The sequence below is a fragment of the Priestia sp. YIM B13490 genome (assembly GCF_042787735.1).
Classification (GTDB): domain Bacteria; phylum Bacillota; class Bacilli; order Bacillales; family Bacillaceae_H; genus Priestia; species Priestia megaterium.
This window is the reverse complement of sequence record NZ_JBHZOT010000006.1, coordinates 291,166-313,191: the sequence shown is the minus strand read 5'-3', so window position 1 is coordinate 313,191 and position 22,026 is coordinate 291,166. Positions and strand designations below refer to the sequence as shown.

The window sequence follows — 22,026 nt, the reverse complement described above, 5'->3', positions numbered from 1 at the left end:
TTAATATAATATTGTTAATTTTTCTTCGGAAGTTCAATCGCCGGAGAAGACGAGTTTCCACCGTTAAAATAGTCAGGAACGTTTCCAGGAATAACGGTGCCTCCGACCGGGATTGTAGCCGTAACGGTTGTTTTTTTAGTTGCAAATGGGATAATGATTTGCATGTTTACTTTTACTTTGATAGATACTTCAAGAAACGCATTATTTATTCCATACTCTTCGATTTTTCGCACTACGTCTGTTTGAACGTCACCAATAGCATGAAATTTAACCGGAATCAGCGGACCTAGATTTCCAAGCAGCGCATTATTAGTCGCTTGCCCAAGCGGAACTTGGTATACAATTCCTTGATTCCGCAACTTTTCACTTTTTTCAATACGAATATCTGTTGGAAGTTCAAGTGCATCTAAATTCCCTTTCTCTGCTTCTTTTAAGTTAGCCTGGACAAATGACGTAGTTTGAGCTCTGACCCGATTTACAAGCGCTGTGTCAATTTTGGCTACTTGACCGTTAGGTGTGGATTCCACTTTAATAACATCTACGTCCAGTTGATCAAGTACCTGTTTATTCACCGCTTTATTAATAACTAAAGTTGCAATCTCTTTTGTTTGTGCTTCAGCATATTTCATTAACGTCGGTTCAATCCCTCTATTAATTAGCCATAATCCTACCCCTGTGGAAAGCATAAAAAAAAGAAAGGTGAGCAACAGAACGTAGCGAAAAGGAAGCGGGCCTTTTCTTGTTAATTTCCGACGAAGTTTAACCAAAAAAAATCCCTCCTTACAAGCTATATGTATGCATGTATAAGGAGGTTCACGCTTCTTTTAAAAAGTTTTATCTTAAATTTTCCACTATATTAAAGCATTTTCAATAAAGCATCTTTACCAATTGTCCCTTTAAAAATCCCTCTTTTTTCAGCTTCAAGCGTTACAGATTCAAGAGGCGCTTCAAGAAGCTGCTCAATTGTACGTACACCTACAGCTCTTCCAGCTATTATTTGACGATCAGCTAATTTATCATTTAATAGACCTACGTCTAGTGCTCCGCACATAATGTACCCTTTATCTGATGAGATTGTTAACAGAGTTGTTTTTGGCAGCAATACGGTAACTGCATTAAACGTATGACCTTCAATTACGATAGGCACTAAGGTAATCATAGTAACTCACTCCTTTCTTAATCAATTTATGATTTTGAAAGAAAAAAGTGAGGTTTTACATATACTTTTCTACCTATTTGACGTTTATATTCCTTCTTCCTTATTTATATAAACTTTTATAGGACTCAGTTCTAAAATTCATTAAAAAAATCTAATTGTTTAGGAGCTAAATTCTCATATTCAATATTTAATAAACTCATGAGCTGTTTGGCATTATGTACAGCATCTCCGCCCGAGTTATTATTAAATAACAGGTAAATGTCCTTCGTTTGTTTTTGTAGCTTTTCAAGCCGTTCTTTCCACTCTAGGAGCTCTTTTTCATTGTAACGATACAAAAACCTTACTGCTCGCCAATTGCCTTCTGCGGGCTTATTCCAACCGTGTACGTTTCGTCCGTGAAAACGGATAAGTGTTTTCTGTTTATCTGTAGCATGAATCACAATAGGAATAGAGCCTTCTCCTGCCTGCGGTTCATCACAAATACCGTGAATCCACTTCTCTTGTTCCATAAACGTCAGCGTTTTATCGTAGAAAAATGGCTTAAACCAAGATTGATTTCGAAACTCAAGCGCTACTGGCAAATTGCCAAACTTCTCGCGGCTATATCTCAAATAGGCTACATTTTCTTTTGTACAGTCAAACCAGGGTGGCATTTGAAATAAAATCATACCAAGCTTATTCGATGTTACGTAAGGCTTCACTGATTCTAAAAACGCATGAAACATTTCTTCTTTGCTATCAAACGGATTTCCTTCTCTCATATGGCCTGTCATACCTTGATAGGCTTTTACCACAAAACGAAAAGATTCCGGTGTATCGTTCACCCATTTTTCTACATTTGATGTTGGTTGAATTGCATAAAAAGATGAATCGACTTCAACAATTGGAAAATGGCCTGCATATACGGCAAGCTTGTCTCTTGATGAAACCCCCGCTTCATATAATGAATCATGATCTCCCCAGCCTGTAACTCCAATATAAATCATGCCACTCCTCCTCTATGTTCTTAGCTTCGCTTTTCTTTATTTTAATACAAACGATACAAAAAAACTCGTTTGCATAAACAGCAAACGAGTTTTGATCTATTATTAACCGATTGAACCTTCCATTTCAAATTTGATTAGACGGTTCATTTCTACTGCATATTCCATTGGAAGCTCTTTTGTAAATGGCTCAATAAAGCCCATTACAATCATTTCTGTTGCTTCTTCTTCAGAAATACCGCGGCTCATTAGATAGAATAATTGTTCTTCAGATACTTTCGATACCTTCGCTTCATGCTCAAGTGAGATGTTGTCATTTAAAATCTCATTGTACGGAATTGTATCAGAAGTTGATTGATTATCCATAATCAGCGTATCACACTCAATGTTCGCACGTGCACCTTCTGCTTTACGGCCGAAGTGTACGATACCGCGGTATGTTACTTTACCGCCTTGTTTTGAAATTGATTTTGATACGATCGTTGAAGATGTGTTCGGTGCTAAGTGAATCATTTTTGCACCAGCATCTTGGTGCTGTCCTTTACCAGCAAGGGCAATAGATAATGTCATACCACGTGCACCTTCACCTTTTAAGATAACAGCTGGATATTTCATTGTTAACTTAGAACCGATGTTTCCATCAATCCATTCCATTGTTGCATTTGCTTCACAAACCGCGCGTTTTGTTACAAGGTTGTATACGTTGTTCGCCCAGTTTTGAATTGTTGTATAGCGGCAATACGCATCTTTTTTGATGATGATCTCTACAACGGCACTGTGAAGAGAGTTTGTTGTATAAACAGGTGCTGTACAGCCCTCTACATAGTGAACGTGTGAGCCTTCATCAGCAATAATTAACGTACGCTCAAACTGTCCCATATTTTCAGAGTTAATACGGAAATAAGCTTGTAATGGTGTATCTACTTTTACGCCTTTTGGTACGTAAATGAATGATCCACCAGACCAAACCGCCGAGTTAAGTGCAGAGAATTTGTTATCCGTTGGCGGGATAACTTTTCCAAAATGCTCACGGAAAATATCTTCGTTTTCTTTTAGCGCCGTATCCGTATCTTTAAATACGATACCTTGTGCTTCAAGATCTTCTTTCATATTGTGATAAACAACTTCAGATTCGTACTGAGCTGATACACCCGCAAGATACTTTTGCTCTGCTTCAGGAATACCTAGTTTATCAAACGTTTGTTTAATTTCTTCAGGAACTTCATCCCAAGAGCGTTCAGACTTCTCAGATGGTTTTACGTAGTACGTAATTTCATCAAAGTCTAAGCTTGCCATGTCTCCGCCCCACTGTGGCATTGGCATGTTGTAGAAGTGCTCTAGAGATTTCAAACGGAAGTCAAGCATCCATTGTGGTTCCTCTTTCATACGAGAAATTTCTTCTACGATTTCTTTCGTTAAACCGCGTTTTGAGCGGAAAATTGATACGTCTTTATCGGAAAATCCATATTTATAATCGCCGATTTCTGGCATTTTTTTAGCCATCTTTTATTACCCCCTACTTGATAGGATTGGGAATGAATGAAGGTCTTATTTTTGTTCGTTAAGACCTTTTTCCATCGCTTTCCACGCTAGTGTTGCACATTTAATACGCGCAGGAAATTTTGCTACACCTTGAAGTGCTTCAATATCTCCTAAATCTATACTATCATCATACTCTTTACCTTGCATCATGTCAGAGAAGATATGGGCCATTTTAAACGCTTTGTCTACTTCTTGACCTTTAATTGCTTGTGTCATCATTGAAGCTGATGACATTGAAATTGAACATCCTTCGCCTTCGAACTTTGCATCCACCACTTTGCCGTCCTCTACTTTTAAAGAAAGTTCAATGCGGTCTCCACAAGTCGGGTTATTCATATGAATGTTCACAGTATCTTCATTCAACGTTCCACGATTACGCGGATTTTTATAATGGTCCATAATTACTTGACGATAGAGAGTATCTAAATTATTAAAAGCCATTTGTAAAATACTCCTTCGTTTTTATTAATGATGACACCAATTTATCTACTTCTTCTTCCGTGTTATACAAATAGAAGCTTGCACGTGCAGTAGAAGATACGTTTAAATATTTCATCAGCGGCTGCGCACAGTGATGACCTGCACGAATCGCAATTCCATCAGCGTCTACTACTGTTGCAACGTCGTGCGGATGCACATCTTCAATATTAAACGTCACAACACCCGCTCGCTCTTTCGGTCCGTAAATCGTAATTCCATCTACTTGCGATAAGCGATCCAGTGCATACTGCGCTAACTTGTGCTCATGTGCTTGAATATTATCTAAACCAACTTCTTCTAAGAAATCAATCGCTGCACCTAAACCAATTGCACCTGCAATGATTGGCGTACCTCCTTCAAATTTCCAAGGAAGCTCTTTCCACGTTGATTCGTATAGGTTTACGAAGTCAATCATTTCGCCGCCAAACTCGATTGGTTCCATTTTTTCAAGAAGCTCTTTCTTTCCATAAAGAGCGCCAATTCCAGTCGGTCCGCCCATTTTGTGTCCAGAGAAAGCAAAGAAATCACAGTCTAAATCTTGTACATCCACCTTCATATGAGGCGTACTTTGCGCACCATCCACAACCATTACTGCACCGTTAGCATGTGCAATTTCTGCAATCTCTTTTACTGGGTTAATCGTGCCCAATACGTTAGATACTTGCATAATCGATACAATTTTGGTGTTGGATGTAATCGTGCTTTTTACCTCTTCTAGTGAAAGTGCATGATCTTCTGTTAATGAAATATATTTTAACGTTGCACCTGTTTCCTTGGCAACTTGCTGCCAAGGAATGATGTTGCTGTGATGCTCCATATAAGTAATCACAATTTCATCACCAGGTTTGAGATTAGCACGGCCATAGCTTGCAGCTACTGTATTAAGAGCTGTCGTTGTACCGCGCGTAAAGATAATCTCTTCCGTTGATTTTGCATTAATAAACTTACGAACCTTTTCACGAGCGCCTTCATATCCGTCTGTTGCTCTTGTACCAAGCGTGTGAACACCTCGGTGTACGTTTGAGTTATATTCTTTATAATACTTCTCAATTGCTTCAATTACAGCAAGCGGCTTTTGTGAAGTTGCTGCACTGTCTAAATAAACGAGCGGGCTGCCATTTACCTCTTGGTCTAAAATAGGAAATTGTTTACGAATATCAGAGATATTCATTATCGAACTTTCCTTTCAATTAAATCTGTTAATTGCTTTTTAACCGTTTCGATTGGCAACTCGTTTACAACTGGTGCTAAGAACCCGTGGATAACTAGACGTTCTGCTTCTGTTTGCGGAATACCGCGGCTCATTAAGTAATAAAGCTGAATTGGATCTACGCGTCCAACAGATGCAGCGTGTCCTGCTGTTACATCGTCTTCATCAATTAGAAGAATTGGGTTTGCGTCTCCACGTGCTTTTTCACTTAACATTAACACACGAGATTCTTGCTCAGCGTTTGATTTAGAAGCACCGTGTTCAATTTTACCGATACCGTTAAAGATTGAAGACGCGCTTTCTTTCATAACGCCGTGTTTTAAAATGTAGCCTTCAGAATGTTTTCCAAAATGTACGATACTTGTTGTTAAGTTTTGAGACTGTTCTCCACGTCCAACTGTTACCGTTTTTGTATCTCCATATGAACCGTCGCCCATTAGATACGTTGTATTTTCTGAAACTGTATTTCCTTCACTCATTAAGCCTAAAGCCCACTCAATGCGACCATCTTTGCCCGCTACGCCACGGCGGTTCACATAAGTAGTTGTGCCTTTAGCTAAGTAGTCAACAGCCCCAAATGTTACTTTTGCATTGCTGTTAGCAAATACTTCCGTCACGATATTGACAACACCTTTTGACTCTTCAGCAGTAGCAATGTAGTTTTCTACATATGTTACTGAGCTGTTGTCTTCAGCTACAACAATCACATGGTTGAATAAAGCAGCTTCTTCATCTTCACGGACAAATACAGCTTGAAGCGGCTCTTGTACTTCTACATTTTTAGGAACGTACACGAATACACCGCCGTTTAATAACGCTGCGTTTAATGCAGTTAAACGGTGCTCATCTACTTTAACTCCGTCTTTCATGAAGTACTTCTCGACAAGGTCGCTATGCTCTTTAGCAGCTGTTTGAATATCTGTAAAGATAACGCCTTGAGACTTTAGCTCTTCTGTTAATGTTGAATATGCAGCTGTTTGGTCACGCTGAACATATAGATTTTTAACAGCTTCTGTATCAATCAATGCTTTAACCACTTCTGGAAGCTCGTCTACAGATGAGATTGTGCTTGCCTGTGAAGTGTGCTTGTCAAATGCAGTAAAGTTCCATTTCGAAATGTTTGTTTTATCTGGCTTTGGAAGTGCAAGATCTTCTGCTTTCGCAAGAGCTTGTAAGCGAAGATCTAGCAGCCAACTTGGTTCATTAGCTTCTTTTGAAAAGCTGCTGATGTACTCTTGATCAAATGGTAATTTCGTATCAATAGTCATAGAGATCCTCCTAACTCTTAAGCTTCTTGCTCTACAGTTTCGTCTTCAATACCTAATTCTTGTTTGATCCAATCATAACCTTCTGCCTCTAGACGCTGTGCTAATTCTGGTCCGCCTGATTTTACAACGCGACCTTGCATCATAACGTGAACTTTATCTGGTGTAATGTAGTTTAGTAAACGTTGGTAGTGAGTAATCATTAAGCAACCAAACTCGCTGCCGCGCAGTTCATTAATACCTTTTGATACAACTTTTAACGCATCGATATCTAAACCAGAGTCGATTTCATCTAAAATTGCAATTCCTGGTTGAAGCATCATTAATTGCAGAATTTCATTACGTTTCTTCTCACCGCCAGAGAAACCTTCGTTTAGGTAACGCTGAGCCATGTCTTGATCCATCTCTAAGAAATCCATGTTTTTGTCTAATTGACGGATGAATTTCATTAGTGAAATTTCTTCGCCTTCTTCACGACGAGCATTAATTGCTGAACGTAAGAAGTCAGCATTTGTTACCCCGCTGATTTCACTTGGATATTGCATAGCTAGGAATAGACCTGCACGAGCGCGCTCATCTACTTCCATCTCAAGTACATCTTCGCCGTCTAGCGTGATGCTTCCTTGTGTAACCTCGTATTTAGGATGTCCCATGATTGCTGAAGATAATGTTGATTTACCAGTACCGTTTGGTCCCATGATTGCATGGATTTCGCCGCCCTTAACTTCTAAATTAACACCTTTTAAAATTTCTTTACCTTCAATTGCAACATGAAGATCTTTAATTGTTAAAGTTGACCCTGCCATATTAAAACCTCCAGTTATAGACGTATATAGTAAAAAACGATATACCTATATCTTTTTAATTATTCTCATTTTATTCTCATTACAATCTTATAACAAATGAAAACTTATAGCAACCTTTTGACCCAAAAGGTTTTAAACCATTATGTACGTTTTTCAAGACTAAATCCACTCATAAAAAAGTTGCCTTAAAAGACTCCATAGAGCCTTCTAAGACAAGCTTTTTTACCCGCTTTATTTACTTAGTGCGTATGACTAGTCAGTTCTGAAATACACTCTTGGACAAGCGTAACGGACTGACTCATCGCTGCGCCTCCGCCAAATGCTGCTGACACTCCGCATGCTTCTAAAATTTCTTGCTCAGTTGCGCCTTGATCGATGCAGCCTTTTGTATGATAAATCATACAGTACTCGTCTTGAGCTACTACGCTGATTCCTAGCGCGATTAACTGCTTTTCTTTTTTAGAAAGAGAACCTTCTCCAAAACATGCTTCAGTAAACGCATTAAACGTTTTTGTTACTTCCGGCAATTTTTCGCTAAATTTCCCAACACCCATTTTATAATCATGAAGTGCTTGCTCAGTTGAATGACGTGCTTCTTGCTGCATAACGTCAGCTCCCATCATCAGTAAAGTTTTCACGGTTAGTATGCGTGAGAAAAATAAGAGTTATTCGTTTTCCCGCATACAAAAAAAGCACTTGCCCAGAGTGGGCAAGCGCTTTTCTTCTATTATTTATTTACCGGCAGTACTCCGCCTTTGTATTTTTCTTTAATGTAGTCTTGAATTTCTTTAGAGTGAAGAACTTTCACTAAAGCTTTCACTGTATCTTTATTTTCGTCGCCTTTGTGAACCGTAATGATGTTTGCATAAGGGTTATTTTCTTTGCTTTCCACTGCGATTGGATCTTTTACTGGATCTAAACCAGCATCAATAGCATAGTTAGCATTGATAACAACAGCGTCACCTTCATTATTTTTGTACATTTGAGGTAGCAATCCGCCTTCAACATCGGCTTTAAATTTTAAATTCTTCGGGTTTTCTACGATATCTTTAATTTGTGCATCTGTTTTCTTTACGCCTGGTTTTAATTTGATTACGCCGGCTTTTTCAAAAATCGATAAAATACGTCCTTGCTCTGCTACTGCATCACGCATAATAACTGTGCCGTTTTTCGGAAGATCTTTTAAGCTTTTGTATTTTTTAGAGTAGATACCGATTGGTTCAATGTGAATGGCACCGGCACTTACAAAATCATACCCTTTTTCACCCTTGTGATCTTTCAGCACTGAATTCATATAAGGAACGTGCTGGAAGTAGTTTGCATCAATTTCATTGTTTGCAAGAGCTGTGTTCGGTAAGATGTAATCTTGGAATTTTTTAATTTCTAAGTCGATTCCTTGTTTTTCTAAAATCGGTTTTGCTTGTTCTAAAATTTCAGCATGAGGCGTATTAGATGCACCCACAACAATTTTCTTTTCATCTTTTGATCCATTGTTAGATCCACATGCAGCTAATCCTACTACTAGCGCAGATGTTAGTGCTAAAGCCGAAAGCCATTTTTTCATAATAAATAATCCTCCCTTTATCTTTTATCAATTTTTGCAGTAATCGCATCTCCAATAAGTTGGATAATAAATACAATAATCAAAATTAAGATCGTAGCAGCTAGCGTTACATCATTATGACTGCGCTGGAATCCTTCTAAATATGCAAGATTCCCAAGACCTCCAGCTCCAATCACACCCGCCATTGCCGTATAGCCGACTAGCGCAATCGTTGTTACCGTCAAACCAGAAATTAAAGCTGGCAGCGATTCAGGTAACAGCACTTTAAAGATAATAGTGCTTGTTGTTGCTCCCATTGATTTAGCAGCTTCAATAACACCTTTATCAATTTCACGCAGACCAATTTCTACAAGACGCGCATAAAATGGTGCTGCTCCCACAATTAAAGCAGGTAACGCTGCATTAGCGCCTAAAATACTTCCTACCAATGCTTTGGTAAATGGAATCAGTAAAACAATTAAAATAATGAATGGAATGGAACGAAAGATATTTACAACTGCTGACACAATGGCATATAAAGGTTTGTTTTGCCAGAGCTGTCCTTTGGACGTTAAAAATAAAAGCAAGCCCAATAAAATACCTAGAACAAACGTGGCTATAACTGAAATAGCCGTCATATATAGTGTTTCATTTGTCGCTTGAATAAAATCATCTAAAATAACGTTCGGAAATAGTTTCTCAAGCATTTGTCATTACCTCCACTTCTACCTGCTGCTCATGAATGTATGCAATGACTTTTTCAACTTCTGTTAATTCTCCGTCTAAATGAACGAACAACGTCCCGTATGAACCTGTTTGTGTATGAGAAATCTTTCCTTGCAAAATATTAATCGTTACATCAAACTGTTTTAAAATCGTTGTAATGAGCGGTTGCTCTGCTTTTCCGCCAACAAACGTAAGCTGAATAATTTGCCCGCTTGGATATAACCCCTGTACTTGTTCAATTGTTTCAAACGTTTCTTCTGGTTCAGAAATCTGTTGAACGAACCGTTTTGTAATCGGCTGCTTAGGTTTTCTGAATACTTCTAGCACTTGTCCTTCTTCTACCACTGCCCCATTTTCCATAACGGCTACCCGATGACAAATTTTACGAATAACATGCATTTCATGAGTAATCAATACAATGGTTAACCCTAGCTTCTCATTAATATCTACTAACAGATCTAAAATGGAATCTGTCGTTTGAGGATCAAGCGCTGATGTTGCTTCATCACACAGCAATACTTTTGGGTTATTGGCTAGCGCTCGAGCAATACCAACACGCTGCTTTTGTCCACCGCTAAGCTGTGATGGATAAGCATTTTCACGCCCTTCAAGCCCGACTAACTTGATAAGCTCGTCTACTCGTTTCATTCTTTTTTCTTTTGAGATCCCTGCTATTTCTAACGGAAAAGCAATATTTTCTCGCACCGTACGCGACCACAAGATATTAAAGTGCTGAAATACCATACTAATTTCTTGTCTAGCTTTTCTGAGTTTTCCGCCTTTAATTTTTCCAATATCATTACCTGCTACTTCGACCGTTCCTGTCGTTGGTGTTTCTAACCCGTTTAGCAAGCGAATTAAAGAACTTTTCCCCGCTCCGCTATAACCAATAATTCCGTAAATTTCACCTTGGTTAACGGTTAGATTCACATTATCAACAGCTGTTATTTGACCACTTTTGGCCTGATAAATTTTTGTAACGTCTGTTAATGTAATCATATTTCTTCACCTTCTTTAGTAAAAACTTAATTATGTTAGGTTGCCCTATAGGATGAAAAAGCCGTAAAACAATTTTCCCCATCAAAAAAGCCTCTCTGCGCATGACAGAAAGGCTCGATATTTAATCCTTTCTCTCATCTTTCAAAGCACATAGCTTTGCAGGAATTGGCACCATTTCAGTTAGTCTGACGGTTGCCGGGTTTCACAGGGCTCAGTCCCTCCACCTCTCTTGATAAGAGTTCGCAACAATTATTTTGTTTTTGGGAAATATTCATTCATTTATGAACATTCATGAGTGTGATTTTAGCATGTGTCAGATAGGCTGTCAACAGGTTTTGTTCTTGGGATAATATCCCAAGATTCCAACAGCCCCAACGGTTCACTCTCTTTCAATTTCTTCATTTTAAACAAACGTTTGATTATCGAAGCTCTTCAAGTACGTGCTCGATGGAATGAAACGCATAGAGTTTTTTTACCATTTCGCCATTTTTCACTTCAATCAAACAAGGTACACTTTCAATTGAAAATATTTCTGCTTTTGAAGGCATATAATTTAAATTGCTCATTCCGATGGTCACACCGGGCAGCATCGCTTCTGCTACGGTTAACATTTTTTTTGCCAGCTGACATGTCCCGCAAAAAGGTGTATGGAAAAAGATAAACGTTCTTTGTCCTTCTTTTAACTGATCTTCAAGCTGTTTTTCGCTCCATTCTTGCATGTTGCTCATTCCTTTTATGTTAAAAATTCTGCATTAACATCGATATTGGCACTCAGTAATACTGTTGCTATGTGATGTCTAGGGGCGGCAGCAACCTCTCGGTACATTTTATCAATATATAGATGCTCTGCTTCCGGAAGCTCTCGTTTAAATTGTTTTCTTAGCTTATTCCCTGAATCATCAGAGTCAACAAGTATGTATACCTCTTTGTTAAACGTACAGTCAATAATTTCATCCAGCTTTGATAAACTAATCGTACCGTTTGTACAGATAATTTCAATTGGTTCTCGAATGATATCTTGGATACGCTTTTTATCTGATTTTCCTTCGACAATAATTACTTTTTCAATTTCAATTAGCCCCATTTTCATCACCCATAATCGTCAGTTGTATAGTAACATCATTTCTTTATGCTATACAATATTCGTTAATGTATCACAGTTCACCTGTTTTTTAAAAGAAATTTGCAAGAAAGAACTGTTTTAAAAAGCAGCTTAGGCCATATTGTTTCCATAAGACAAGAAAAACAGTGGCAGTTGCCACTGTTTAGCACCATCCTGCTTCTTCGTCGCAGTCTGTATATTTTTGCGTTTCACCTTGTTTTTGTACATCCGTATATTGATAGAACTTATTATTTTCTTGCGAATAACCTTCTTCAAAGCGGTATTCATTGCCGCTTGTTCCGTAACTAACTTCACCAATTGGCTGCTTATCAACATATAATTTCATACCGCCGTCATGAAATTTAGCTGTAACGCGATCTGTAACGTCCATTTTTTGTTTTTCAAACATAAAAAGACACTCCTTTAGCTTGTTTACTAATAGAGTGTCCAGTCAAAAACTTTTCATAAAGACAATTTATGGAGGAATATTATCCTTCGTTTGTCATTTCTTCGTATTGCTCTGCTGTCATTAGCTTATCTACTTGAGAAGCATCAGACGGTTTGATTGTAATCATCCATGCTTCTTCGTATGGAGATTCATTAACAAGTTCAGGGCTATCGCTTAAGTTGTCGTTTACTGCTACAACTTCACCGCTAATTGGTGCGTAAAGCTCAGAAACTGTTTTTACTGATTCAACGCTGCCAAACGGCTCGTCAGCTTCTACTGTTGCTCCTACTTCTGGCAGTTCAACGAATACGATGTCGCCAAGCTCAGCTTGAGCGAAATGCGTAATACCTACGCGGACAACGTCTCCTTCTGTTTTTACCCATTCATGCTCTTCAGAATAACGCAAATCTTTTGGTGTACTCATCTTAATCCCTCCAAAATATGTATCGTAATTTGTTTATATAAAAAGCGCCTTCAACGTGGAGAACACTTTCTACAACCTAAAATAACTTCCTATTAACAGTGTAACGTAAAAGGTAAAAATTTTCTATTTGAAAACTTACTTCCACACGTCCTCAAACTGCTCTTCTTTGAAACCAAGCGTTACTTTTTGTCCATCTGTTAGCAGCGGACGCTTAATTAACATGCCATCTGACGCAAGAATCGACAGAAGTTCATCTTCACTCGCACTGCTTACTTTATCTTTAAGTCCTAATTCGCGATATTTTTTACCGCTTGTATTAAAGAATTTTTTTAATTCTAAGCCGCTGTTCTGATAATAAGATTGCAGCTGCTCTTTTGTTGGCGGGTTTTCTACAATATGGATTTCTTCATACGCTACTCCGTTATCATCCAGCCTCTTCTTGGCTTTTCGGCACGTACCACACTTTGGATATGAATAAAAAAATAATGACATTTCGTCAACCACCCTTTATTTTAAGCTTTTTTCGTATTTTAACACATCCTTTATCATTTACCTAGATAGAGGCTTCTTAAACAAAAAGGAGCTCGTAAAACGAGCTCCTTTTCCCTTAAACTGTGAACTTCTCTACTTCTAGGAGCGTTTTTGCAATCTCGCGCTTTACACTAATTACATTAATTGGTGTATAGCGAGTTAACTTGCGAAGAGACGAAAGCATGACTCTAAGCGTATCACCTTGTTCAACGCCAATTAACGTTTCCTTTGCATCTGCTTCAATTCGATTAAATGCTTCTTGGCAAAATACTTGCGTATATTTTACCTTCAAGCTGTTTTGATCTGCACCTGTTTTGGAAATCGCTTTTTCAGTACGTAAAACAGTGGATTCCATTGCATATACGTTACTAATCATATCGGAAATATTAACGAGAATTTCTTGTTCTTTCTCTAACTCTTTCCCATACTTCTGTGCAGCTAGACCTAAAAGCAAGAGCGCAATTTTCTTTCCATTTTGCACAAGCATTTTTTCTTGATCTAACGGCTCATTTCCTACTTCCTGCGGCATAAGCATCATCAATTCTTCTTGAAGCGTTTGTGCTTTTTGAAGCAGCGGAAGCTCTCCTTTTAGCGCTTTGCGTAAATATGTGCCTGGTACTAAGAGTCGATTAATTTCATTTGTTCCTTCAAAAATACGGTTAATGCGGGAATCACGATACAGGCGCTCAATTTCATACTCACTCATAAAACCATAGCCTCCGTGAAGCTGGACGCCTTCATCTACGATGTAGTCAAGAGATTCCGTGGCAAACACTTTGTTTAATGAGCATTCAATCGCATATTCAGCAATGGAAGCGGCAATTTGCTTTCCGTCTTTTTGCTGTTCTTCTGAAAGCTGGCCCATATGGTCTTCAAAAAGTCCTACCGTACGATAGACGGAGCTTTCAGTTGCATATAATTTAGAAGCCATTGTTGCTAATTTTTCTTGGGTTAATGAAAATTTAGCGATTGGCGTTTTAAACTGCTGACGCTGGTTAACATATTGAGACGTGATTTCTAACGCACGTTTCCCTGCTCCAACTGCTCCAACTCCAAGCTTGTAGCGCCCAATATTTAAAATGTTAAAAGCAATCACATGACCTTTTCCCACTTCACCTAACACGTTCTCTTTTGGAACAAGTGCATCTTCAAGAATCAACGTTCTTGTTGATGAACTCTTGATTCCCATCTTCTTCTCTTCCGGTCCAACCGATACGCCTGGAAATTCGCGTTCAACGATAAAAGCAGAAAATTTATCGCCGTCGATTTTCGCGTACACGACGAACACATCAGCAAATCCGGCATTTGTAATCCACTGCTTTTCTCCATTTAACACATAGTGTGTGCCTTCTGCGTTAAGGCGAGCTGTTGTGCGAGCACCGAGGGCATCGGAACCAGAACCAGGTTCTGTTAACGCATATGCTGCTATTTTTTCCCCAACTGCTAAAGCAGGTAAATATGCTTGTTTTTGCTCTTCTGTTCCAAATAAGACGATTGGCAATGACCCAATTCCTACGTGAGCACCATGAGTGATGGAAAATCCGCCTGCTCGAGACATTTTTTCAGCAATTAAAGCCGAGGTAATCTTATCTAAACCGAGTCCACCGTATTCTTCCGGTACATCTGCACCAAGCAAACCTAATTCACCAGCTTGTTTTAATAACTTTACAGAACGGTCAAACTCATGCTTTTCTAAATATTCCACTTGTGGAAGGACTTCATTTTCTACAAATTCATCTGTCGTCTTGGCAATCATCTTTTGTTCAGATGTATAATCCTCCGGCGTGTAGACGCGGCTTGCATCGCCTTCTTCAATTAAAAAGCTTCCACCTTTAATCATTTGTTTTGTTTTATTTGACATGTTCATATCCCCCTTTGAAATGATTATGCTAACAATTCAAATACACCAGCAGCTCCCATTCCTCCGCCAATACACATCGTGACAATTCCAAACTGCTCATTTCGACGCTGCATTTCGTGCATTAAGCTAAGAGTCAGCTTAGCTCCGGTACAGCCTAATGGATGACCTAAGGCAATAGCGCCTCCGTTTACATTTACTTTATCTTCATTAATATTTAATTCACGAATAACGCCAAGTGCTTGAGAAGCAAATGCTTCATTTAATTCAAACAATCCGATATCAGAAAGCTCCAGCCCTGCTAGTTTAAGAGCTTTAGGAATGGCAGCTATCGGGCCAATCCCCATTACTTCAGGCGGAACTCCTCCAACTGCAAATGAGCGAAACTTAAGCAAAGGCTTTAACCCTTCTGCTTCAGCTTGCTCTTTATCCATTAGAAAAACGGATGCAGCTCCGTCACTTGTCTGCGAAGAGTTTCCAGCTGTTACGGATCCTTTAACCGAAAAAGCTGGACGAAGTTTTCCTAATACATCCGCAGTTGTGCCAGGACGAACTCCTTCATCTTGAGAGAACATCAGCTTTTGTTCACGGAGCTTATTGTTTTCATCCACTTTTCGAAGCGTCACTTCCACCGGAACAATTTCGTCGTTAAACTTCCCTTCTTGAAGTGCTTTTGCTGCTTTTTGATGGCTGCGTACAGCAAACGCATCCTGGTCTTCACGTGAAATGCCGTATTTCATCGCTACTTGTTCTGCTGTATGTCCCATGCCCATATAATATTCCGGCGCATTTTCAACCAGCTGAACATTTGGACGCGCTACGTTTCCAAACATCGGAACAAAACTCATTGATTCTGCTCCTCCAGCTAACACTGCTTTGGCTTGCCCTAGCATAATTCGTTCTGCACCGTAGGCAATACTTTGCAAACCTGATGAACAATAACGATTAATCGTTATTGCTGGCACCGTATAAGGCAAACCCGCAAGAGCGCCAATATTTCGAGCCATATTCAAACCTTGTTCTGCTTCAGGCATCGCACAACCAATAATTAAATCATCAATTGGTCCTTCGTATCCGCCTGCTCGGCGAAGAGTTTCTTTAACCGCAATGGCTCCCAAATCATCAGGCCTAACACTTGCCAGTGAACCTTTTTTTGCTTTTCCAACCGGTGTCCTAGCACCTGCTACAATAACTGCTTCTCTCATTTTTTCTCCCCCTTAATTACGCAGTGGTTTTCCTTTAACTAACATGTGCTGCATACGTTCTTGAGACTTCGCTTCTCCAACAAGGCTTAAAAACGCTTCTCTCTCTAAGTCCAGCAAATACTCTTCATCAACTTCCGAACCAAACGCTACACGTCCTCCAGCTAACACAAATGCTAACTTACTAGCAATTTTATAATCATGTTCTGATATATACCCTGAATACTTCATGGATTGAGCTCCTAGCAGCAACGTTGCATATCCTGTTTCTCCAACCACAGGAATTTTAGTTCTTACAGGTGGTTTATAGCCCGTGTCATGTAAAGCAAGGACTGAGTTCTTCGCATCATTCAGCAAGTGATCTCCGTTTACGCTGATGCCATCATGACGATTTAAAAAGTTTAGCTGTCTAGCTTCTGCAGCAGAAGCAGATACTTTTGCAGTAGCAATTGTTTCAAATGTTTTATTGGCAATTTGCTGAAGATCGAGCGTTACACCGTTAGGTAAACCATTTAGCTGTTTGATATAAAGCTCCTTATTACCTCCTCCACCAGGAATGAGTCCGACTCCTACTTCTACAAGGCCCATGTAAGTTTCAGCAGAAGCTTGAATTTTAGCTGACGGTAAGCAAATTTCTGCTCCGCCTCCAAGAGTCATCGCAAATGGAGCTGCAACAACCGGCTTTTCATTGTATTTCACCTTCATCATTGCCTGTTGAAATTGTTTAATGACAAATTCAATTTCAAAATAATTGTCATCTTGTGCTTCCATTAAAATCATAGCTAAGTTAGCGCCAACGCAGAAATTTTTCCCTTGATTTCCTATGACCAGCCCTTTATAGTTCTTATTCACTTCTTCAAGAGACTGATTTAATAAACTAATAATATCTAGCCCGATTGCATTGTTAGGAGAGGTGAACTGCAGGCACGCCACATCATCTCCTAAATCAATTAAACTCGCTCCGCTGTTTTCTAAAATGACATTATTTTGAGAACGTAAAGATGACAGGTGAATCACCTTTTTATTTTCTTTTACCGCTTTATACTCTTCATCTTCGTAGTAAAGCGTTTGACCTTCCATTTCTTTATAGAAGCTTGTAAATCCATTTTCCTGCATTTGTTTTACCCACTGCGGAACTGCTAAACCAGACTGCTCCATCTTCTCAATTGACTTTTCTAAACCAATTGCATCCCACGTCTCAAAAGGACCCATTTTCCAGCCAAATCCCCACTTCATAGCTTGATCAACGGCCACGATATCGTCGGCGATTTCATTTTTTAACTGTGCTGCATATACAAGAACGGGACTGATCACATTCCAAAGAAGCTGTCCGGCACGATCATCAGAATATATAAGCGCTTTCATTTTATTTTGCAGCCCTTTTGCCTGCTTGCTTAATTCGGTAGAAGCTGTTTTTAACTTCTTTCTCTCGACGTATTGAAGTGTACTAGGATCAAGTTCCAAAATTTCCTTTCCTTTCTTCAAAAAGAAGCCTTGCCCTGACTTGCTTCCCAGCCAGCCATTTTCCTGCATTTGTTTCATAAATAAAGGGACATCGAACACTTCTTTTTCTTTGCCTTCTACTTTGTCAAATACATTGTTGGCCACATGAATAAATGTGTCTAGACCCACTACGTCTAGTGTTCGAAACGTTGCGCTTTTTGGTCTTCCAATTAAGGGGCCCGTCACAGAGTCAACTTCTCCCACACTGTAATTGCCTTTTAACATTTCTTGAACGGTCACAAGTAAACCATACGTACCGATACGGTTGGCGATAAAGTTAGGCGTATCTTTTGCAATAACTACTCCTTTACCTAATACATCTTCACCAAACGTTTTCATATATTCAACAATTTCTGATTTTGTGTCATGAGTTGGAATGATTTCTAATAACTTTAAATAACGCGGTGGATTAAAAAAGTGCGTTCCTAAAAAATGCGCTTTAAAATCTTCTGAGCGTCCTTTAGCCATTTCGTGGATCGATATTCCTGAAGTATTTGAACTTACGATACTTCCTTTTTTTCGTACACTGTCAATTCTTTCAAACAACTGCTGTTTAATATCAAGACGTTCCACTACTACTTCAATAATCCAATCACACTCGCTTAACTGCTGTAAATGATCTTCAAGATTTCCTGGCGTAATTAACGATAGTGATGACTTCGACGTTAAAGGTGCCGGTTTTTGCTTCGTTAATTTAGCTAGAGCAGTTGTACTCAACCGATTTCTCACTTGTCTATCTTCAAGCGTTAGCTGTTTTTTTTCCTCGTCTGCTGTTAATGAAGTTGGAACCACGTCTAGCAAAAGCGTTGGAATTCCTACATTTGCTAAATGAGCTGCAATTCCAGAGCCCATAACTCCTGAACCTAAAACGGCGGCTTTTTTTATGTTCATAATTATCCCCACATCCCCTTTAATATATTGAATGAATGGTCATTCATTTTATGCGTAAAAAAAGAGAGTCACTGTTAATCTCTGTTTTTACTATAAAACATTTTTTAAATTTTCGCAATATATTCACAATATTATCTCTAACTATTTTTAATGTGTTTGGTTATCTTAATACACAGGAGGTGATTTTGTGAGCAAATTAAAGAAGGATCCATCGTCAGCAGGCGTAAGCGCAGCAAGCGTTAAAGGAAATGCTGGACCGGTCAATGAACCGCACGGACGCGGCAAAAAGACATCTCAAAACCAACAGTACACAAAGCATAACACTCAAGAACATTAACCTCAAAATCGAACATGAGTAATCGAATCATGTTCGATTTTTGATTATTTCTTACTTTGTCATCACGACCATTTCATTATTATTTTTTTACAATTCCTTTTAAGACAAATGCGACATTTGCAGGTCTTTCTGCAAGGCGCCTCATAAAGTACCCATACCAGTCCGTTCCATAAGGAACGTACACTCTCATTTTATATTGTTCTGCTACGAGCTGAACTTGCCTTTCTGATCGAATCCCGTATAGCATCTGAAACTCAAACTGATTCATTGAAATTCCATGCTTTTTAACAAACTCTTTTGTATACTGAATGATTCGTTCATCGTGAGTAGCAACTGCTGTGTAGTGACCGTTTAATAAGTGAAGTCCAATGATGTTTTGAAAGTTTTCGTCCACGTCTTCTTTATCAGGAAACGCCACGTCTGCTGCTTCTTTGTACGCCCCTTTCACTAACCTTAATTTAGGAGCATAAGCATCTAATTCACGGATGTCACTTTCTGTTCGATATAAGTATGCTTGAAGCACCGTCCCTACGTGTTCATACTCATTTTTTAATTGTTTAAATAGCTTAATCGTCTTGCTGCATCGCTTATAGTCCTCCATATCAATCGTCACAAATACGCTATGTTTTTCCGCTTCTTCAAGAATACGCCGCATATGATGAAGCGCCAAATCTTCTGAAATATCTAGTCCCATAGACGTTAATTTTAAAGAAATTTCTGAATCTAATCTTTCTTTGTGTATAAGGTGAATGGCCTTTATGCATTGAGCTGCAGCATGATCCACTTCAACTTCACTTTCCACAAACTCGCCAAGATAATCAATCGTTACTTTTAATCCCTGTTCATTTAGCTTTTTTATCACACTAACAGCTTCATCGATGGTTTCCCCTGCAACAAAACGTGCTGCTCCAAAACGTAAGCCATAGCGCTTAGCCAGCTTTGTTAACTTTTTGCTTTTTGATAACAATAAAAAAAAGTTTCTTATCGTTTGTTCCAAAGCAACCCCCCGCCTTCACTTGTCATACGCCTCACAAAATTTATTTAATTATCATTAATTTTACCATTTTTCAAACTAGATAGGCACCCTTTATTAACGTATGCACACAAAACCAAAAAGCGACCGAGAGCTTTTGGATAAAAAAACATCCATCAGCTTTGTGATGAATGTTTTTATTCTGGTTTTCGCTGTGACGCTCGATGCGCTTCATTCAGCTCTTTTATTTCCTTCACAATCTCGACCATTTCCGCTTTTGCTTCTGGGTATAATTGATTCCAATGCTTGGTTAAAGGCGGCATGGATTTTGAGATATGGTTGTAAAGTGCCCACATTTTTACTTTTTCTTGTAGCTGCTCGTCACTTTGACCAACCATTAGTTCCGTATACTTTTCAATTAAACCGTCGAATTGCTCTTGAAAGGTTTTACTCATGCACAATCACTCCTTTCTTTGGTTTACAAATAACCGGACACGTTCGACAATAAGTCTTTTTATCTCCTGTTTGGTAAGACAAACAGCACGTTTGCCGACCTCTTATCTCCTGCTTTTGCTTCTCTACTTGAAGAGGTGAACTGTACCTAGCAAACGGATTATGATGGTATGAACCAAAGTGATGACCCTCAGCTTCTTCCAACACATATCGTAAATTCTTTTGTACTTGCACATTTTCTATTTCTTTATTTGCTAAAAGCAAATCACAAAGCCAGTGGATATAAACAGCTACGTTTTCCCACAGCGTCAGCTTCGAGATTTTTGTCACTTTACGCAGTGACGACCATATCCGCTCAATGTGATGAGCAAACAATTCATCAAGAAGTTCATCAAGAAGAATTTTCCGATTGTCCTCTGTTACTTCTTTCGTCTCAGTTTCTGAGATGAACACTTTTGGGAGCCACATCGTTTCAGCGTCTTCTGTATGCAACGAAACATTTTTAGTCGATGCATTTATCTTTTTTTGAAACACAATAAATGAATACAAAGCCGCCACCACAACAAAGCTATACCGCTTAGCTAACATGGAGGCAGCTGCTCTCAAGTTATCAGCCTCCATCGTCTGTTGAATCCATAGCAGCTGCATCCGCAGCGTGCTTTCATCCATGCAGCTGGAGGGAGACAACCTATACAGCGAGTTATCTTTAAACGTACAGCGGAATTTTTCTGCTAACTCGCTTTGCTCTTTCTTATTGAGCATGCTGCGTTTCAACGCGCAGCTTATTCACAATACATCGTCCGCGCCCATGAGGAATACAAAGAGGCGTTCCAAATAACGGATCCACCGTCACTTCACAGTTCATATTAAAGACTCGCTGTACTAAATCGCAGTTAATGACTTCTTCTGGTCTTCCCTGTGCATAGATTTTTTTATCTTGAAGCGCCACGATATGATGAGCATAGCGGCAGGCTAAGTTTAAATCATGCAGCACCATTACGATGGTACGATTTTCTTTTTCATTCAGTTCAAACAACAAGTCCAAGATCTCAATTTGATGCGTCATATCTAAATACGTTGTCGGTTCATCAAGTAAAATAATATCCGTATCTTGTGCTAATGTCATAGCAATCCATGCGCGCTGACGCTGTCCTCCAGAAAGCGAATCAACTTGACGATCAGCCAAGTCTGCTAACCCTGTTGCTTCGAGTGCATTTTGTACTTTTTCTTCATCTTCTTGAGACCACTGACGGAACCAATTTTGATACGGATAGCGCCCTTGTTTAACAAGCTGAAGCACTGTCAGCCCTTCAGGTGCAACAGGACCTTGCGGAAGAATTGCTAGCTGCTTTGCAATTTCCTTGGTCGGAAGAGAGGAAATTTTAGAGCCTTCTAGTAAAATAGAGCCTGCATGTGGCTTTAATAGTCTTGCTAGTGAACGCAGCAGCGTAGATTTTCCGCATCCATTACTGCCGATAAAAACCGTAATCTCACCCTTTGGGATGGTAACGTCAAGCTCATCTATAATCATCGCTTCTCCATATGATAATGTTAGCGATTTTGTTTCTAACGAATGCATGCGAATCGCTCC

Annotated in this window: 25 protein-coding genes and 1 riboswitch; of the genes, 1 reads left to right on the top strand and 24 read right to left on the bottom strand. The window is 39.1% G+C overall.

Translation table 11 applies throughout. From position 1 onward, the window contains the following. Nucleotides 1-14: 14 nt before the first annotated feature. From yunB to ACFX4R_RS19600, 20 genes are all read right to left on the bottom strand, one after another. Entirely contained in the window at nucleotides 15-767 is a 753-nt protein-coding gene (gene yunB, locus ACFX4R_RS19695) for a sporulation protein YunB (RefSeq protein ID WP_013085335.1), read from the bottom strand. An 89-nt stretch (nucleotides 768-856) separates the two neighbouring features. Continuing rightward, nucleotides 857-1,159, bottom strand: a complete 303-nt coding sequence (locus tag ACFX4R_RS19690; protein WP_028409608.1) for a YunC family protein — start codon at nucleotides 1,157-1,159, stop codon at nucleotides 857-859. A 131-nt stretch (nucleotides 1,160-1,290) separates the two neighbouring features. Next, a complete protein-coding gene (locus ACFX4R_RS19685; protein WP_377570112.1) occupies nucleotides 1,291-2,145 on the bottom strand; it encodes a DUF72 domain-containing protein in 855 nt (284 codons plus the stop codon). Nucleotides 2,146-2,247: 102 nt separating this feature from the next. Next, nucleotides 2,248-3,645, bottom strand: a complete 1,398-nt coding sequence (gene sufB, locus ACFX4R_RS19680) for a Fe-S cluster assembly protein SufB (RefSeq protein ID WP_013059643.1) — start codon at nucleotides 3,643-3,645, stop codon at nucleotides 2,248-2,250. A 45-nt stretch (nucleotides 3,646-3,690) separates the two neighbouring features. Continuing rightward, complete coding sequence (gene sufU / locus ACFX4R_RS19675; protein WP_013085338.1) at nucleotides 3,691-4,125, bottom strand: Fe-S cluster assembly sulfur transfer protein SufU; 435 nt, start codon at nucleotides 4,123-4,125, stop codon at nucleotides 3,691-3,693. Next, a complete protein-coding gene (locus ACFX4R_RS19670; RefSeq protein WP_013059645.1) occupies nucleotides 4,115-5,335 on the bottom strand; it encodes a cysteine desulfurase in 1,221 nt (406 codons plus the stop codon). The genes sufU and ACFX4R_RS19670 overlap by 11 nt, the downstream gene beginning before the upstream one ends. After that, nucleotides 5,335-6,642 carry a Fe-S cluster assembly protein SufD gene (sufD, locus tag ACFX4R_RS19665; RefSeq protein ID WP_043977250.1) on the bottom strand — a complete coding sequence of 436 codons (1,308 nt, stop codon included), beginning with the start codon at nucleotides 6,640-6,642 and terminating at the stop codon, nucleotides 5,335-5,337. Before sufD ends, ACFX4R_RS19670 begins: the two co-directional genes overlap by 1 nt. A gap of 17 nt (nucleotides 6,643-6,659) precedes the next feature. Continuing rightward, nucleotides 6,660-7,445 carry a Fe-S cluster assembly ATPase SufC gene (gene sufC / locus ACFX4R_RS19660; RefSeq protein ID WP_013059647.1) on the bottom strand — a complete coding sequence of 262 codons (786 nt, stop codon included), beginning with the start codon at nucleotides 7,443-7,445 and terminating at the stop codon, nucleotides 6,660-6,662. Nucleotides 7,446-7,684: 239 nt separating this feature from the next. Beyond that, a complete protein-coding gene (locus tag ACFX4R_RS19655) occupies nucleotides 7,685-8,050 on the bottom strand; it encodes a carboxymuconolactone decarboxylase family protein (RefSeq protein WP_013059648.1) in 366 nt (121 codons plus the stop codon). Nucleotides 8,051-8,172: 122 nt separating this feature from the next. Beyond that, nucleotides 8,173-9,009 (bottom strand): MetQ/NlpA family ABC transporter substrate-binding protein, encoded by an 837-nt coding sequence (locus ACFX4R_RS19650; protein ID WP_014457885.1) that lies wholly within the window; start codon nucleotides 9,007-9,009, stop codon nucleotides 8,173-8,175. Between the two features lie 17 nt (nucleotides 9,010-9,026). Next, nucleotides 9,027-9,695: a methionine ABC transporter permease gene (locus ACFX4R_RS19645; RefSeq protein WP_013085342.1), complete on the bottom strand. Its 669-nt coding sequence runs from the start codon at nucleotides 9,693-9,695 to the stop codon at nucleotides 9,027-9,029. After that, nucleotides 9,688-10,713 carry a methionine ABC transporter ATP-binding protein gene (locus ACFX4R_RS19640; protein ID WP_043977252.1) on the bottom strand — a complete coding sequence of 342 codons (1,026 nt, stop codon included), beginning with the start codon at nucleotides 10,711-10,713 and terminating at the stop codon, nucleotides 9,688-9,690. Before ACFX4R_RS19640 ends, ACFX4R_RS19645 begins: the two co-directional genes overlap by 8 nt. A 131-nt stretch (nucleotides 10,714-10,844) precedes the next feature. Beyond that, nucleotides 10,845-10,952, bottom strand: a riboswitch (SAM riboswitch). A gap of 180 nt (nucleotides 10,953-11,132) precedes the next feature. Further along, a complete protein-coding gene (locus ACFX4R_RS19635) occupies nucleotides 11,133-11,432 on the bottom strand; it encodes a thioredoxin family protein (RefSeq protein WP_043977253.1) in 300 nt (99 codons plus the stop codon). A gap of 14 nt (nucleotides 11,433-11,446) precedes the next feature. Further along, nucleotides 11,447-11,797: a toprim domain-containing protein gene (locus ACFX4R_RS19630; RefSeq protein WP_025752660.1), complete on the bottom strand. Its 351-nt coding sequence runs from the start codon at nucleotides 11,795-11,797 to the stop codon at nucleotides 11,447-11,449. 181 nt (nucleotides 11,798-11,978) lie between these two features. After that, nucleotides 11,979-12,224, bottom strand: a complete 246-nt coding sequence (locus ACFX4R_RS19625) for a YusG family protein (protein WP_013059654.1) — start codon at nucleotides 12,222-12,224, stop codon at nucleotides 11,979-11,981. Nucleotides 12,225-12,303: 79 nt separating this feature from the next. Continuing rightward, nucleotides 12,304-12,687, bottom strand: coding sequence for a glycine cleavage system protein GcvH (gene gcvH, locus ACFX4R_RS19620; RefSeq protein WP_013059655.1), 384 nt, complete (start codon nucleotides 12,685-12,687; stop codon nucleotides 12,304-12,306). Nucleotides 12,688-12,822: 135 nt separating this feature from the next. Further along, nucleotides 12,823-13,179 carry an arsenate reductase family protein gene (locus ACFX4R_RS19615; RefSeq protein WP_377570109.1) on the bottom strand — a complete coding sequence of 119 codons (357 nt, stop codon included), beginning with the start codon at nucleotides 13,177-13,179 and terminating at the stop codon, nucleotides 12,823-12,825. Between the two features lie 115 nt (nucleotides 13,180-13,294). Next, nucleotides 13,295-15,079 (bottom strand): acyl-CoA dehydrogenase family protein, encoded by a 1,785-nt coding sequence (locus ACFX4R_RS19610; RefSeq protein ID WP_043977255.1) that lies wholly within the window; start codon nucleotides 15,077-15,079, stop codon nucleotides 13,295-13,297. 23 nt (nucleotides 15,080-15,102) lie between these two features. Continuing rightward, nucleotides 15,103-16,281 carry an acetyl-CoA C-acetyltransferase gene (locus ACFX4R_RS19605; protein ID WP_028409611.1) on the bottom strand — a complete coding sequence of 393 codons (1,179 nt, stop codon included), beginning with the start codon at nucleotides 16,279-16,281 and terminating at the stop codon, nucleotides 15,103-15,105. 12 nt (nucleotides 16,282-16,293) lie between these two features. Continuing rightward, nucleotides 16,294-18,675 (bottom strand): 3-hydroxyacyl-CoA dehydrogenase/enoyl-CoA hydratase family protein, encoded by a 2,382-nt coding sequence (locus ACFX4R_RS19600; RefSeq protein WP_237075098.1) that lies wholly within the window; start codon nucleotides 18,673-18,675, stop codon nucleotides 16,294-16,296. 184 nt (nucleotides 18,676-18,859) lie between these two features. On the opposite strand from ACFX4R_RS19600, the gene ACFX4R_RS19595 reads away from it, so the two are divergent. Beyond that, on the top strand, nucleotides 18,860-19,009 hold the full coding sequence (locus tag ACFX4R_RS19595) for a YuzL family protein (protein ID WP_230933763.1): 150 nt from the start codon (nucleotides 18,860-18,862) through the stop codon (nucleotides 19,007-19,009). Nucleotides 19,010-19,088: 79 nt separating this feature from the next. Here the strand turns inward: ACFX4R_RS19595 and ACFX4R_RS19590 are convergent, their stop codons facing one another. The 4 genes from ACFX4R_RS19590 to ACFX4R_RS19575 all read right to left on the bottom strand — a co-directional run bounded on the left by ACFX4R_RS19590 (nucleotide 19,089) and on the right by ACFX4R_RS19575 (nucleotide 22,014). Further along, nucleotides 19,089-20,006 (bottom strand): proline dehydrogenase family protein, encoded by a 918-nt coding sequence (locus tag ACFX4R_RS19590; protein ID WP_043977260.1) that lies wholly within the window; start codon nucleotides 20,004-20,006, stop codon nucleotides 19,089-19,091. A gap of 173 nt (nucleotides 20,007-20,179) precedes the next feature. Then, entirely contained in the window at nucleotides 20,180-20,437 is a 258-nt protein-coding gene (locus ACFX4R_RS19585) for a YusU family protein (RefSeq protein WP_013059662.1), read from the bottom strand. Continuing rightward, nucleotides 20,430-21,197 (bottom strand): IucA/IucC family C-terminal-domain containing protein, encoded by a 768-nt coding sequence (locus tag ACFX4R_RS19580; protein WP_043977262.1) that lies wholly within the window; start codon nucleotides 21,195-21,197, stop codon nucleotides 20,430-20,432. The genes ACFX4R_RS19585 and ACFX4R_RS19580 overlap by 8 nt, the downstream gene beginning before the upstream one ends. After that, nucleotides 21,187-22,014 (bottom strand): ABC transporter ATP-binding protein, encoded by an 828-nt coding sequence (locus ACFX4R_RS19575; RefSeq protein WP_013059664.1) that lies wholly within the window; start codon nucleotides 22,012-22,014, stop codon nucleotides 21,187-21,189. The genes ACFX4R_RS19580 and ACFX4R_RS19575 overlap by 11 nt, the downstream gene beginning before the upstream one ends. Between the last annotated feature and the right edge of the window lie 12 nt (nucleotides 22,015-22,026).

Excerpts from the sequence above, each read along its gene's own strand:
- ACFX4R_RS19690 (WP_028409608.1), bottom strand. The coding sequence starts at position 1,159 with ATGATTACCTTAGTGCCTATCGTAATTGAAGGTCATACGTTTAATGCA.
- ACFX4R_RS19685 (WP_377570112.1), bottom strand. The coding sequence starts at position 2,145 with ATGATTTATATTGGAGTTACAGGCTGGGGAGATCATGATTCATTATAT.
- sufB (WP_013059643.1), bottom strand. The coding sequence starts at position 3,645 with ATGGCTAAAAAAATGCCAGAAATCGGCGATTATAAATATGGATTTTCC.
- sufU (WP_013085338.1), bottom strand. The coding sequence starts at position 4,125 with ATGGCTTTTAATAATTTAGATACTCTCTATCGTCAAGTAATTATGGAC.
- ACFX4R_RS19670 (WP_013059645.1), bottom strand. The coding sequence starts at position 5,335 with ATGAATATCTCTGATATTCGTAAACAATTTCCTATTTTAGACCAAGAG.
- sufD (WP_043977250.1), bottom strand. The coding sequence starts at position 6,642 with ATGACTATTGATACGAAATTACCATTTGATCAAGAGTACATCAGCAGC.
- sufC (WP_013059647.1), bottom strand. The coding sequence starts at position 7,445 with ATGGCAGGGTCAACTTTAACAATTAAAGATCTTCATGTTGCAATTGAA.
- ACFX4R_RS19655 (WP_013059648.1), bottom strand. The coding sequence starts at position 8,050 with ATGCAGCAAGAAGCACGTCATTCAACTGAGCAAGCACTTCATGATTAT.
- ACFX4R_RS19650 (WP_014457885.1), bottom strand. The coding sequence starts at position 9,009 with ATGAAAAAATGGCTTTCGGCTTTAGCACTAACATCTGCGCTAGTAGTA.
- ACFX4R_RS19645 (WP_013085342.1), bottom strand. The coding sequence starts at position 9,695 with ATGCTTGAGAAACTATTTCCGAACGTTATTTTAGATGATTTTATTCAA.
- ACFX4R_RS19640 (WP_043977252.1), bottom strand. The coding sequence starts at position 10,713 with ATGATTACATTAACAGACGTTACAAAAATTTATCAGGCCAAAAGTGGT.
- ACFX4R_RS19635 (WP_043977253.1), bottom strand. The coding sequence starts at position 11,432 with ATGCAAGAATGGAGCGAAAAACAGCTTGAAGATCAGTTAAAAGAAGGA.
- ACFX4R_RS19630 (WP_025752660.1), bottom strand. The coding sequence starts at position 11,797 with ATGGGGCTAATTGAAATTGAAAAAGTAATTATTGTCGAAGGAAAATCA.
- ACFX4R_RS19625 (WP_013059654.1), bottom strand. The coding sequence starts at position 12,224 with ATGTTTGAAAAACAAAAAATGGACGTTACAGATCGCGTTACAGCTAAA.
- gcvH (WP_013059655.1), bottom strand. The coding sequence starts at position 12,687 with ATGAGTACACCAAAAGATTTGCGTTATTCTGAAGAGCATGAATGGGTA.
- ACFX4R_RS19615 (WP_377570109.1), bottom strand. The coding sequence starts at position 13,179 with ATGTCATTATTTTTTTATTCATATCCAAAGTGTGGTACGTGCCGAAAA.
- ACFX4R_RS19610 (WP_043977255.1), bottom strand. The coding sequence starts at position 15,079 with ATGTCAAATAAAACAAAACAAATGATTAAAGGTGGAAGCTTTTTAATT.
- ACFX4R_RS19605 (WP_028409611.1), bottom strand. The coding sequence starts at position 16,281 with ATGAGAGAAGCAGTTATTGTAGCAGGTGCTAGGACACCGGTTGGAAAA.
- ACFX4R_RS19585 (WP_013059662.1), bottom strand. The coding sequence starts at position 20,437 with ATGAGTAAAACCTTTCAAGAGCAATTCGACGGTTTAATTGAAAAGTAT.
- ACFX4R_RS19580 (WP_043977262.1), bottom strand. The coding sequence starts at position 21,197 with ATGCTCAATAAGAAAGAGCAAAGCGAGTTAGCAGAAAAATTCCGCTGT.
- ACFX4R_RS19575 (WP_013059664.1), bottom strand. The coding sequence starts at position 22,014 with ATGCATTCGTTAGAAACAAAATCGCTAACATTATCATATGGAGAAGCG.